This is a genomic window from Kosakonia oryzendophytica (assembly GCF_900094925.1).
Lineage (GTDB): Bacteria > Pseudomonadota > Gammaproteobacteria > Enterobacterales > Enterobacteriaceae > Kosakonia > Kosakonia oryzendophytica.
In genome coordinates, this window is record NZ_FMAY01000007.1 from 179583 (window position 1) to 192463 (window position 12881).

At 49.7% G+C, this 12881-nt stretch carries 16 protein-coding genes; all 16 read left to right on the forward strand.

Annotated features, from left to right (window positions below; translation table 11 throughout):
* The first annotated feature begins 100 nt into the window (after positions 1 to 100).
* The 16 genes from GA0061071_RS13850 (at position 101) to GA0061071_RS13925 (ending at position 12848) form a co-directional block, all read left to right on the forward strand.
* Positions 101 to 481 (forward strand): DcrB-related protein, encoded by a 381-nt coding sequence (locus tag GA0061071_RS13850; protein WP_061496485.1) that lies wholly within the window; start codon positions 101 to 103, stop codon positions 479 to 481.
* Between the two features lie 59 nt (positions 482 to 540).
* Positions 541 to 2805 (forward strand): type VI secretion system Vgr family protein, encoded by a 2265-nt coding sequence (locus GA0061071_RS13855; RefSeq protein WP_088237902.1) that lies wholly within the window; start codon positions 541 to 543, stop codon positions 2803 to 2805.
* An 11-nt stretch (positions 2806 to 2816) separates the two neighbouring features.
* Positions 2817 to 3188 carry a DUF3592 domain-containing protein gene (locus GA0061071_RS13860; protein ID WP_139109663.1) on the forward strand — a complete coding sequence of 124 codons (372 nt, stop codon included), beginning with the start codon at positions 2817 to 2819 and terminating at the stop codon, positions 3186 to 3188.
* A 623-nt stretch (positions 3189 to 3811) separates the two neighbouring features.
* Complete coding sequence (locus GA0061071_RS13865) at positions 3812 to 4051, forward strand: hypothetical protein (RefSeq protein ID WP_139109664.1); 240 nt, start codon at positions 3812 to 3814, stop codon at positions 4049 to 4051.
* An 87-nt stretch (positions 4052 to 4138) separates the two neighbouring features.
* On the forward strand, positions 4139 to 4492 hold the full coding sequence (locus GA0061071_RS13870) for a hypothetical protein (protein WP_245191428.1): 354 nt from the start codon (positions 4139 to 4141) through the stop codon (positions 4490 to 4492).
* Positions 4493 to 4510: 18 nt separating this feature from the next.
* The gene (locus tag GA0061071_RS13875; protein WP_088237898.1) at positions 4511 to 4891 is read left to right on the forward strand and encodes a hypothetical protein; all 381 of its coding nucleotides are present in this window, start codon (positions 4511 to 4513) and stop codon (positions 4889 to 4891) included.
* A gap of 68 nt (positions 4892 to 4959) precedes the next feature.
* Positions 4960 to 5340 carry a DUF3592 domain-containing protein gene (locus GA0061071_RS13880; RefSeq protein WP_088237897.1) on the forward strand — a complete coding sequence of 127 codons (381 nt, stop codon included), beginning with the start codon at positions 4960 to 4962 and terminating at the stop codon, positions 5338 to 5340.
* Positions 5341 to 5408: 68 nt separating this feature from the next.
* The gene (locus tag GA0061071_RS13885; protein WP_088237896.1) at positions 5409 to 5723 is read left to right on the forward strand and encodes a hypothetical protein; all 315 of its coding nucleotides are present in this window, start codon (positions 5409 to 5411) and stop codon (positions 5721 to 5723) included.
* Between the two features lie 77 nt (positions 5724 to 5800).
* Positions 5801 to 6229, forward strand: coding sequence for a hypothetical protein (locus tag GA0061071_RS13890; RefSeq protein ID WP_088237895.1), 429 nt, complete (start codon positions 5801 to 5803; stop codon positions 6227 to 6229).
* 79 nt (positions 6230 to 6308) lie between these two features.
* Positions 6309 to 6698: a hypothetical protein gene (locus GA0061071_RS13895; protein ID WP_088237894.1), complete on the forward strand. Its 390-nt coding sequence runs from the start codon at positions 6309 to 6311 to the stop codon at positions 6696 to 6698.
* A 203-nt stretch (positions 6699 to 6901) separates the two neighbouring features.
* Positions 6902 to 9442: a DUF2169 family type VI secretion system accessory protein gene (locus GA0061071_RS13900; protein WP_088237893.1), complete on the forward strand. Its 2541-nt coding sequence runs from the start codon at positions 6902 to 6904 to the stop codon at positions 9440 to 9442.
* Positions 9439 to 10524, forward strand: coding sequence for a pentapeptide repeat-containing protein (locus tag GA0061071_RS13905; protein ID WP_088237892.1), 1086 nt, complete (start codon positions 9439 to 9441; stop codon positions 10522 to 10524). The genes GA0061071_RS13900 and GA0061071_RS13905 overlap by 4 nt, the downstream gene beginning before the upstream one ends.
* Positions 10521 to 11126, forward strand: a complete 606-nt coding sequence (locus GA0061071_RS13910) for a DUF3540 domain-containing protein (RefSeq protein WP_088237891.1) — start codon at positions 10521 to 10523, stop codon at positions 11124 to 11126. Before GA0061071_RS13905 ends, GA0061071_RS13910 begins: the two co-directional genes overlap by 4 nt.
* A 9-nt stretch (positions 11127 to 11135) precedes the next feature.
* Complete coding sequence (locus GA0061071_RS13915; RefSeq protein ID WP_007371701.1) at positions 11136 to 11528, forward strand: DUF4150 domain-containing protein; 393 nt, start codon at positions 11136 to 11138, stop codon at positions 11526 to 11528.
* Between the two features lie 18 nt (positions 11529 to 11546).
* Positions 11547 to 12092, forward strand: a complete 546-nt coding sequence (locus GA0061071_RS13920) for a hypothetical protein (RefSeq protein WP_088237890.1) — start codon at positions 11547 to 11549, stop codon at positions 12090 to 12092.
* Between the two features lie 231 nt (positions 12093 to 12323).
* Positions 12324 to 12848 carry a hypothetical protein gene (locus GA0061071_RS13925; RefSeq protein WP_061496464.1) on the forward strand — a complete coding sequence of 175 codons (525 nt, stop codon included), beginning with the start codon at positions 12324 to 12326 and terminating at the stop codon, positions 12846 to 12848.
* The last annotated feature ends 33 nt before the right edge of the window (positions 12849 to 12881 follow it).

The following is a 12881-nucleotide window of genomic DNA, read 5'->3' on the forward strand; positions in this document are numbered from 1 at the left end:
TCGCCCCCATGCCTCTCATTTGTCCATTGCGCCATAATGCAATGACTGCTTATTTCAAAAAAAAACGATTGCATAGCCCGAAATATTAAAAGACAGAACTATGAATTTATTAACACACAGCGGTAATGGTGGCAGTGAATTTACGTTTGTCGTGTCTCGCGCCAGTGCACAAGCCGATGATAAAGTTCACACGATCGCCGCCCGAAAAACACGTGAGCTGGAAATGACCTTAACCGACTTTCACCTTGAGTCGTCACAAATGTTGGAAGTGGATGGTTATCCGGCTGTCGAGCTTTACTACCAGTTCAAAAATGACAACCATGTTATATATCAACGTCAGACGTTAATTCTGCTGGAGGATCCCTCTGTGGGCAAAAAAATGGTGAGCTATGTGGGCACCTGTCCGGGGGAGTTCAGTGAATATCACCAGAAACAGTATCAGGAAATTATTCAAAGCATCAAATTTCACCGGGCGAAATAAAGTGAGTTACGGGTGACTTAATATATTGATGCTGAACCAGGCGAAATGGAATAAATACTATGCAGAACAGAATAACCGTAAAATTGCCGGTAGACGGCTTACTATTCTGGAAACTGACCGGTCGCGAGGCGCTGTCGGAATCGTTCGCGCTGTCGCTGACGGTGTTAGGCACCGATGCACGCGTTGATCGCAGCAAATTACTTGGTCAGTCCGTCACGGTGGCAATCCCGACGCAGAGCAGCAATGGCACACGTTATATCAACGGTAAAATCACACGAGTTGCGGTCAGCGCCGTTGAACTTTCAGGCACCCGTTATGCGGTGTATCAACTTACGGTAGAACCGGATTTGTGGCCGATGAAGCGCGACCGCAACCTGCGTATCTTCCAGGGGCAGACTGTACCGCAGATTGTGAAAACGCTGCTGGGTGAATATCAGGTGAACCTGGAAGACAAGCTGACGGGCAGTTACCGTGTGTGGGATTACTGTGTCCAGTATCAGGAATCAAGTCTTGATTTTATTAGCCGTCTGATGGAACTGGAGGGGATTACGTACCACTTCCGTCACGAAGAAGATCGTCATGTGTTGGTACTCACGGATGCGGCAACGGAACTCAAACCGTTTAGCGGTTATGAAACCATTCCGTACCATCAGACGCCATCGGGTGGCAGCACCAGTGAGGAGGGGATCAGTCAGTGGGCGCTCGAAGATAGCGTAACGCCGGGGATCTATAGCCTTGATGACTACGATTTCCGCAAGCCCAATGCATGGTTATTCCAGGCACGGCAGAACCCTGCTTCACCACAGCCGGGCAGCATCGATGTGTACGACTGGCCGGGGCGCTTTGTCGAACACGGCCACGGCGAGTATTACGCGCGCATTCGTCAGGAGCGCTGGCAGGTGGAACACCAGCAGATTCAGGGAACAGCGACCGCCATTGGCGTGGCGCCGGGTAGCACTTTTGCGCTGTATAACGCGCCGTTCTTCAGCGACAACGGCGAGTACCTGACTACCGAAGCAAATTACTTCTTTGAGGAAAACCGCTACGCCAGCGGCAGTGACAGCGAAACGGAGCACCGTATCGATTTTACAGTGATACCTGCTTCGGTGGTGTACCGTCCCGCGGTCGTTACACCCTGGCCGAAAACTTACGGCCCGCAAACGGCGAAGGTGGTGGGGCCGGAAGGAGAGAGCATCTGGACCGATCGCTATGGCCGCATCAAGGTGAAATTCCATTGGGACAGGATGGCGAAAGGTGACGATACCAGTTCCTGCTGGGTACGCGTTTCGAGCGCCTGGGCAGGACAGGGATTTGGCGGGGTGCAGATCCCGCGTGTTGGCGATGAAGTGGTCATCGATTTTATCAACGGCGATCCGGATCGTCCGATGGTAACCGGACGTGTGTATAACGAAGCCAGCATGCCGCCGTGGTCACTACCGGATGATGCCACACGTATGGGGTTTATGACCCGCAGCAAGGATGGCAGCAAAGACAACGCTAGCTATTTATTCTTTGAAGACAGATTGGGTAATGAAGCCGTTGAATTGCATTCCGAGAAAGATATGAAAGTCTCGGTTGAGAATGACAAAACGGTCAACGTGGATGGAAACCGCACTACGACAATTCTGAAAGAACAAAGAGATGATGTCACTGGGGACGGTACGTTCTATTATCGAGCCAAACGCACCACAACGGTCGATCAGGCGGAAACCACTATTTTTAACAATAGCCAGACTGAAACCATTAAGAATGGACGAACACTGAATATTACCAGCGGTGGGGATGCTGTCAGCGTTAAAGGTGGTCGTGTCACCGATATTGAAGGGACGGAATTGCACCATGTGACTGAGCTGCTGACAGAAAAATATGACAGTGGTCAGATGACGACGATCGCATCCGGTGGACGAGTAGACACAATTAATGGTGGTGTCACTATTGATGTAAACAGTGGCGACTGGACGCAAAACGTTAATGCAGGTGAAATTACAATAAAATCACCGAAGAAGATTAAACTTATCAGTGCAGAAGCAATAACGCTTGAAGCACCCGCTGCGAAGTTTGAACCGAAATTTCATAGTTTCTCTGCGACTGCATTTAATGAAAGCGCTACGGGTGTGAGCTCCTCATTCACAGGGTTATCGTTATCATTTGCTACAACATCTGTATCATTCAACCCGGCGTCGTTCAATATTACGGGTATCAAAATGAGTAATAACCCTATTACGATTCTTTACGATAATGGGTTTAAAGCGAGGGTCGCCGGTGTTAAATGGGATAATACTAAAATGACCATCCAGGCTGCTATTGCATTTATGTTTATATGAAAAGGTTAAGAATGAACATATCGTATTTTACGACTTACCCCCTGATTTTTATTTCATCGATTGCGTTGATTTTCTTTATCTATGCGATCATTAAAGCCAGCACAGGAGGCGTTAAGATTGACCCGGAAGATGCAATTGATACGCAAGGTGAAATTGTTAGCATAAGAAGTACCAGTGGAGAAAATTCCGCCTTTATAAATGTTGTTATCCAGGTGAGATTTACGACGCGTGATAATAGAGTAATAACCACGGAAGGTACATCCGTTATCGATGTAGTTAAAATACCGGAATACCAGAAAGGTACTATGGTGCCATTGGTTTATTCTAAATTAGATCCCAAAAAAATTAAATTTAAAATAAAATCGCCTTTAGAACGACGATAGTGATTAATACGAGAAGACTGTAAGCTAATGACGGAAGTTGCAATCTGTTATTAAGTATGAAATATAAAAAGTGTTCCGGATTGTAATGCTCAATGTTGCTATCGCACATGCACTGATGATTTTTGATAGCGCAGGTGTAAAAGTTTTTCAGGTGTACAGGACACTCTTCTGAATACTTTATGTTTCGCGACAAGAAAAGGGTTGTTGTTGGCATAAAACCAATGTGACCAGTCCACAGTGGCCAGGTGATATTCAGGATTCAAGGATTGAATCCTGGCAACAATCCAATGCCAGATATAATAATTCTTTTTTAAGTTGTGTTTAATCTGTATTCTATCGCTTGTATATCAGTAGATGTTTGCTGGCATGATTATAATTATAAATAGCCTGTGTATTTGATCAGAAGGCTATCCGCATCAGTTTTAGCGTTTAACGTATTCGCTCTGTCTCCTGCTTCGAATAAGTAAATCCTATGAAAATACTCGCCATTTCAATGATGCTGTTAGGTTTTTTCTTTTTATTTTCTTTTTCATGACCAGTGTTAGAGGTATTAAGGATAAGGGAGAGACTTTCACCTTGCTCAAAAATTGGGCGGCTATATCACACCCACAAAAAAAGGTGAGATGGCAATCGGTACGTTGATTAGCTGGAAGCAAACATCAACGATGAATGATGTTGATTACTATTTTATTTTTACGTTTGAAGCAGAGATTGAAGGTAAGAAGAAAGCGTATAACGCTGCTGCGGTTGTTAAAGTTGCTGACATCAGTAAACTCAAAAAAAGCCTGCCAGTGACGTTTAAATACACCGGTAACCCACCGGACAAGTTAGCGGTGATCGATGTCGTTTATGATCCGCAATAGAATGTAAAAAGAAAATATGTCATAAGAACAAATATATGATTACTACTCCATTGGAGGATGACATCATAAAGGGGATTCATCGTGGCAATGGGTGAAAGTATTGGGGCCATCATTAGCATTGCCGTTCCTTGTACGCTGATCTACTGGGTTTACCACACGGGCAAAGTGTATGACGACTTTAAAGCTAACGGGATTGAAACCGTTGCGGCAATTACCCACATTAAGCAGCTCTCCAGTTCCTGCAGCGGATCGCCAAAATGCGTTTTTACACTGGCCTTCACCACACGGGATGGGGTTGAAATCACGACAACGCTTACCCAGGTGGTGGCAGTGGTGGCGTTAATGCGACTGGAGCGGGAACGGAAAGTCGCCATCTATTATAAAAAAGCGACTCCGCAAAGAGTCTGGCTGATTATTGATGAAGATGCGCCGCAAGATTAACACCTGTGAGGATAGGTAATGGCTCTTGAGGATTACTCCGCATACTTTATGTACGGTGGAATGGTTGTCACCGTCGCAGCAACGGTTTTTTTCTGGTGGATCGAGAAACGAGATAACACCGATGTTGTCGGTATCAAACATTGTTTGACCAGCGCTGAATGGTCGGGTGAATTCTTTGATTCGTACATTGAGTCGTGGCAACAGACCAACGCGCGTTATGGCAATGCGTTTTTTTATGACATTACTTTCTGTCTTGAAGGGGAGCAAAAAATGTTTACCGCCAAAGCATTGGTCAACCCCGGAGAGATGCATTTGCTGAAAAAAGGTCTCAGAATCAGGGTCAAGAAAGGAAGCAAAAACCGTATTGCGGTGACGGACATTACAGTTGCGGATTGTTGAACCTATGCTGCTGTCTGGCCCAAAGATGTTAATTTGATCGTTCAGGATTGGCTGAAATGGAAACAATAATGCTGAGTATCAGCATCTTCTTTGTCTCTTTTTTTCTTTTAGGGTTTATCACCCTTATTGTGGTGATGCTGCGTAACGATGCGAATAAAGAGAAAGTAAAAAAAGAGATCCGTGAGCACGGAATTTTGACGCTGGCGACCATCAAACGTGTCTTTAGTCGCTCTGGTGGCAACTCAGGCTATATCAATGCCACGCTGGAGTTGGTTTTTGAAACCGAAGATGGAAGCAAAATTGCCTGTAAAGCAGATACGGTGATTGATGCACTCTCCATACAGAAATATCAAGCCGGTGAACAAATCCCATTACGCTATCTGCCTGCTGATCCGCATAAAAATATGCTCGATGTACCCAGTACGTTTGAGTTAATGAAACGGCATTAATAGCAATGACAATTTTTACCTTTTTAAAATGCCAGTAGACTCTTTAATGATGTAAGGGATAGCCAATTATGATGGGATTTATCGTGTTAGTTGTTGCTTTAATCGCTATCTACTTTTTTTGCAGTATTTCCGTTAAACGGCACGAAAAAATTATCCGCGATGGACGACCGATCATGGCGACCATTAAAAGCATACGCGCTGCCGCCAGCGATGGTTCAGGCTATATGAACGTGGAATATGTCCTGAATGCTGAAGGTCGGGTTCTTAAGAGAAAAGAATCGATTAATCCTCTCTATGCACCACAGTTACAGCCAGGAATGACTATAAAAATCATGTACGTAGATGATAAACAATTTGTACTGATGTTTAACGAACAGGCGTGACGAATCGGAGCGTCAATACGATATCATGATGCCATGAAACCGAAAGATCTCCTGGCAGTACGTTGAATTGGGAAACTATGGAAATCGTTGCGTATGTCCTCGCTGCTCTGTGCCTGTTACTGGCGTATGTGCTGCTTTATTTTCTCCTGCGAAGTGTAAAAACGCAGGGTGACGACTACCAGATGCAAAAAAACTGGCTGGCGTTAGCCAGGCCGAAAATTGCCAGTAAAGCTGTGCCAGGCCAATTACTGGACTGGAAAAAGACTTCCGCTATCAAAGGCAACGATCACTATTATATTTTGACCTTTACCGCCGCGTTGGCACGCCAGAAAAAGCGCTATCGCGCCGCTGCTGTTCTTTCCGATTCCGAGGCGGCAACGCTTACTACAGGACTGCCCATTGTGGTGAAATACAGCACACAGTCCCCAAAAAAGATGGCGGTTGTTGCCGTGAATGCGTCCACAGCGCCGGGTGAGGCTGAAAAATCACCTCACGATAATCAGTAAGCGAACAAGCAATGTCGACAGACCGCTGATCCCCGGTGGTCGGTAACGTGCCCGTGCGTACAGGCACTGATGAGAGGGCATGATGGTTAATATTTCCGGGTTTCTGGTGTTATTGGCTGTGACACTCCTTGCTATCTCTCTTTTGGTCTACCGCATGCGTAGCGTTGCGCCAAAAGGGGAGGCATTACTGATCGCGGAGTGTATCTCACAAAGCAGCTGGCACGGGCCGTTACGGGAAGCGCAACTGGAGACATGGCAACAAACTGACATAATGCATCAATCCGATTACTATTTTATTCTCACGTTTACCCTTGAAATTGCCCGGCAGAAGCAACAAAAATCTGCAGCCTTTATTATCAGAAGCGCCGATATTGGACTTTTGAAACGAGGAAGCAGAGTGCTGGTGAAATATCAGGGATTGCATGCCAAACGAATTGCGGTTGTAGAAGTACGCTTTAATGAGAAGTAACAGGGATAATCATTGAATATATGCCTTACCTGAAAGACCTTGTTTATTTTTTCCATTGATGTTTGTGTCGGCAGTTATCTAATCCACCGACTTGCCGTTACCCATATTCATTTCTCGTGATAATGCCATGGTGTCATATAAATGCGCATTACACTTCGTAAACTGCAAAAGCATAAAATCGTTAATCTTCCTAAGGACGTTACATGAAGATTATTAAACCACTGCGACTGAGCGTATTAAATCGCCCATTTCGTCTGCAGGGGCAAAACCATCTGGGGGTTTCGGTTATGGCGCTCGCCGATATGAGTGCCACGCCGCAACTGAGGCCTGAAGTGGAACTCTGGCAACTGGCCGCTAGCGAGCTGCAAACCAGTGGCGGCGTGCTGGATATGGCGATGCCGAAAGCCCGCGCGGAGTTTCTCGCCACCGGTTACGCATACACTCATCACCAGCAGGATAAAACGGCCTGCGCGGTGCGCATTGAAGTGGAGGATCTCAGCAAGACGCTGGCGGTCACTGGCGATCGTTACTGGGCGGGTTCACGCCCGACAGCGCCGCAGCCGTTTGAACAGATGCGCCTGGACTGGAGCCGCGCTTACGGGGGTGAGGGTTTTGATGAAAACCCTCACGGCATTGGTGCGGTAGTGGAAAACCACAACGGTACGCCATTTCGCCGATTGCCGAATATCGAAGCGCTGCAACACCGTGTTGTTTCACCCCGTGCAAAACCCGAACCGGTGAGTTTTGGCCCGTTGGATCTGCAGTGGCCACGCCGTTTCCGCCGTATGGGCAAAAACTATGACGCGCACTGGCTACAGCATGATTTCCCCGGGTTCGCACCGGATATCGACTGGCGGGTGTTTAATGCCGCCAGCCCGGACCAGTGGTGGGAAGAGAGGGACACGCTGCCGCCGCAGGCGAGGTGGCGAATCTGGAATATGCACCCGCAAAAACATCTGCAAGAAGGGACACTGCCGCCGTGGCAGGCTCGCTGTTTTATCCAGCGCCAGCGCGGTGATGAAACCCTGTTTGAAGAGATAGCCCTGCGTGCCACGACCGTGTGGTTCTTTCCGCATCTGGAACAGCTGGTACTGATGTGGCAGGGCAATCAGCGTATCAATGAAGATGATGCCGCCGATGTGCTGCACCTGATGCCTGCGTTGGAAAAAACCGGCGCATCCCGTTCGGTAAACCACTACCGCAAAGTCCTCAATCAGCGTCTGGACAAAGAGAAAGGCGCACTGTTTGCCTTTCGCGAAAAAGACCTGCTACCGGAAGACGTCATTGGGCCGTGGATCGATAGCGATGTGCAGGAAAGTCACAGTCCGATGCGTGACAACCAGAACAACCGGGCATTGCAGCTGCGTGAGCAGCACCGCGCCAGGCTGGAAGCGCAGGGCAGTGATGTCAGCGATTTACTCAGCGCCTTTGAAGAACCTGCGTTGCCTAAACTCGAGGATCTCCCTGAGTTTATTGAAGAGATGGAGCGCAAAGCGCAGGAGATGCAGCAGCAGGCCGAAGCGCGTAAAGCAGAAATGGAGGCGCGCTATCCGGAGGCCGCCGCACTGGATAATCGCCCTCGCGGGCCGGAATCGATGCTACGCATGCAGGAGTTGCTGGCAAAAAATGGCGACCAGCTCAGTGAGAAAAAACTGGTGCAAAGCCGTGAAGCGCTGCACAAACTCTATCTGATGTCGGTTGCGCAACAGCCACCCGCCATCAAACTGACCGGCGATATTGCGTTAATTATCCGTCAGCGTGCTGAGCGCACCATGGCGCAGGGTGGTGATTTTAGCGGTCTGGATCTTACCGGGGCAGATTTTTCCGGCATGGATCTGCGCGGGGCGAATTTCCGCAATGCTCTGCTGGAGTGTGCAACCCTTCGCGGTTGCCAGCTTGATGGCGCAGATTTCACCCAGGCGATGCTGGCGCGTACCGACTTGCAGGGTGCATCACTGCGCGAGTGCTGCTTCGATAAAGCCAGTCTTGCACTGGCGCAATGTCGTGAAACCCAATTCCAGGGTGCGCAATTTGCTGAAACGGAGATGACCGGCGCACTGTTTGACGCCTGTGATTTCAGCCATGCCAGGATAAGCGATCTGTTGCTGCGTGAAGTGGGATTCAGTCAATGCTTGTTCCGGCACGCGCAACTCAATAACTGCGTGTTTATGGAACTGACATTGCCGCAACCGGACTTCAGTGATGCGCAGATGAACAAAACCAGTTTTATCAAATGTGAACTGCACCGCGCGGTTTTCGCTAACGCCCATCTTGATGGCTGTTCGTGGGTTGAGAGCCAGCTGGAGTCCGCATCCTTCGCTGCGGCAACGCTAATCACCTGCGCGGTAGCGTCCGGCGGGACACTTGCCGGTGCCAACTTTAACGGTGCCTATCTCAAGCAGAGTAACCTGCGCCAGGCGGTGCTGCACAGAGCGACATTCGCAAGGGCAAGGCTGGATAACAGCGACCTTAGCGAAGCGCAGTGTGAAGCGGCGGATTTCAGCGGCTCAACCCTGACCGGCAGCATGTTTATGCGAACGGATTTCCGTCGTGTGCGCTTTAACGATGCCAATCTGATGGGCGCGATGCTGCAAAAAAGTCGTCTCGAAGGGGCCGATCTCAGCTATGCCAATCTGTTCCGTGCCGATCTCTCGCAATCCATCACCGATCAGCAGACACAATTTCAGGGTGCATATAGTAAGCGGGTGAAAACGCTGCCGAAGCGTGACGGGGAGGTAATATGAGCGCATTAACGGCGGCCGAGCTGCAACAAAAAGTGAAGGGCGGAGAAGCCATTGCAGAGCTTAATCTCGATGGCTGCGATCTGCGGGGATGTGATTTATCGGGTGGGATCTTTCAGGAGGTCTCTTTGCAGGGGGCTAACCTTGCGGGAGCCAATCTGACGGAATCCGTCTTTACCGAGTGTCTGTTTAACCGGGCGGTACTCTGTGAGGCGCAACTACAAGAGACGGTATTCAATCAGTGTGAAATGCAGAACATTGATGTAAATAACTCTGCATTCGTCCGCTGCGTGTTCAACGAATGCGGGCTGGATGGCGGCAATTTTTCTCACTGCACATTTGACACCACCCAGTTTATGTGCAGCCCGCTGGCGAACAGCCTGTTTACCGGAGCGACGTTTGAGCGGTCAACCCTGTTTGAAAGCCCGTCTGGCGAGGCAATGCTGAACAACTGCCATCATTTGATGACCACGTTTTACGGTATCGATTTACGGCAGACCGATCTCAGCGGCAGTCAGTTTGAACGGTCCGTGTTTTTCAACTGCGATCAGCGAGGCAAAAACTACACGCAGCAGAAGTTTACCGGTTGCCAGTTTACCGATACGCAACTGGATGGCGCGGACTTTTCCGGTGCTCAACTGACCCAGTGCAACTTTAAAGGCGCATCGCTCAAAGCGGCGCAGCTACGTAATGTTAACGCGACGCAAGCGCTATTTATGGATGCCGATCTGAGCGGCGCTCATGCGCAGTCCAGTCTGTTTGACCAGGCCATTTTTGTTGGCGCGGTGCTTCGGCAGGCAAATTTCAAGCAGAGCCGTTTTTTTCAAAGCATCCTGCAAAAGGTGGATGCACAGCAGGCGGATTTTACCCTGTGTGATTTTACCTACAGCGATTTTTCCGGTGCGGATGTGCGTGAGGCGGATTACCGGGGCGCAACGTTTTCCCGTACCCGTTTTCATCGTGCCCGTCAGGACGGCGCGAGTTTTGCCGATCGCAAAGGCATCCTTGAATATGACGAAGAGTTACTGGCGGCGGAGGCCTGGAGCGCCGAACGTCAGAGTAGAATCTACGGAGATAAAGCATGAACAACATCAACCACCAACTGGCAATAGCGGCGATGCCTGCCGGGCAATGTTCTGCGCAGGTCACCCACTGTTTTGACGATGGCAGTCTGATGGTCGAGAGCGAAGGGCGCGGCTGGCATTGCCGCCGGGCGGTTAGTTGTGTGATCGCACCGCAGGCGGGCGATACGGTATTAATTGCGGGTGTGGACAACCAGATGTGGTTGTTGGCCGTATTGGAACGCGCCAACCCGCAATGTGCCGAACTGAATGTGCCGGGGGATCTGCATATCTCCAGCAGTGGCGCATTACGCCTCAGTAGCGAAGCGCTTAATGTCACCGCCAGTACCGGTGATTGCCATATCAGCGAAATGACGTACAGCGGCGAAAAAGTATCGGCATGGGTGACTCTGTCGCGGGTGGTAGGCAAACGCGCAGAATCTGTCTGGCAGACTGTCACGCAGATCAGTCACAACCTTTTTCGCACTACGCGCCAGACCGAGCAGGTACGCGCCGGGCAACTGGACATGAAGGCCGAAGACTATATGCGTATGCATGCGCACAATACGGTGATCACCTCTAAAGCGATCACCAAAGTGGATTCCGAACAGATTCATATGGGGTAAGGAACGATTATGTTTGCAAATTGCCAGCTAATGGGCGTGGATCTCGCTTTTCCTGATGTCTGCCTGACGCCAATGCCTGCGCCGACACCGATCCCCTATCCGGACATTGCGCTCGGACCAACGGCTATTCCCAACGCGCTGAATATCCTGTTTATGGGCATGCCAGCGCATAATATGGCCACCGTCACGCCATTGACCAATGGCGATAACCCCGGCGTAGCTACTGGCGTGGCCTCCGGCACGGTGATGGGGCCGTCCCGCCATCTAACCGGGGCATTTACTGTGCTGCTGAAAGGAACGCCCGCCACGCGGCTGACCAGTGTCAGCCTGCAAAACTCCACCAATGCCATCGGCATGCGCATTGTGCCGAGCCAGTTTAAGGTGCTGATGCTGGCACCGTAGGCGGTTTCAGGGAATACGATGAACCTGTCAATCACATTCACGGCGGTAATGCTGGCGGTGGCCGCCAGCAAATGCTTCGCGCAGCAGCCGCACCCCGATTCTCAACCGTTATGGCGCTTTGCTGAACAGTTGAAGGGGATTATCGGGGCGGCGCCGGATTCGCTGAATGGCATCATTAAAACGCCCGTCACGCGGATCAATCCTGATTTTGCCGACCGTTTAACCGCCCGCTCCTTCACGCTGGCGGGGGGACCTGGCATTAACGACATAGAAATTCGCATGGCTTATGGTCACCCTCAGCAGATCGCCATTGTAACTTTTGATGTGGTAAATACGTGTATTGAGGTAAGCGAGGCAAAACGCCAGTTTCCGGGATTAAAACTGATGTGGGTGCCACGCGGTGAGTCAGTCAACGAGACCTTTTCCTGGGTAGCGCCCATTGATAAAAACGGCAACGGTATTGGCCTGGGCTTTGCCCAATCGGAACCCTCATGTTTAAAAAACATCGCTATCCGTGATTTTTCCAGTGAAATGTCTGCTGCAAATCGTCGCGTCAGAGAATGACGTTTGCCGGGTGCCACATCGGTAAAAACGGGTCGCCTCTCAACAGGATGAATACATCTCTGGCCGTCCGGCTGGCGATGAGAGAACCGGTGCGTACACCATGCAGCAAGGTAAATGCGGTTATTCTTTGCGCAGGTAATCTCGTACATAAAGAAAATTCTGGTGAATCAACCTGTAAACTGGCTTAAATAATCACGTATATCAGCAACAGACTTTGAACGGTGGCAGGTTATGACTAAAGGTTTCCTCTTTTCTGTCTCGCTGTTACTGGCAGCGCCCGCCAGTGTGTGGGCGCAAGCGCCGCTGAGTGACAGCGACTTTACCGTACAGCTGAATCAACATCCCGTCGCGCTGGGCCAGGCATGGAATGACGCGCTCAGCGCCTCTTTGGGTGAAACGACCTATGACGGCTTTGTAGGGGAAGTTCCTTTTGGTGATGCCAGTTATAAATTTTACCGTCATAACTTTGATGGCTTTGATATCTACAGTGCCAACCTGTGGTGGGATGATCAGGGGAAAAGCGTCGACAGTTATATCGTCGGGCAGATAACCTTGCACAGTCCTGCCTTGCATACCGCACGTGGGGTGGGGCCTGGCAGCACAAAAGAAGCCATTATCAGTCACTATGGTCCCGGTGAAATAGATAACAGCGATGGAAGTGAATGGATCAGCTATTCCTTTAAAAACAAACACATCGCTTTCTCGCTGGCGGGTGGTAAAGTCGACAGTATCAATATTAACTTTGATGATGACTAATCCCTTGCAGCGTGACATCGCCTGCGTTTGAGG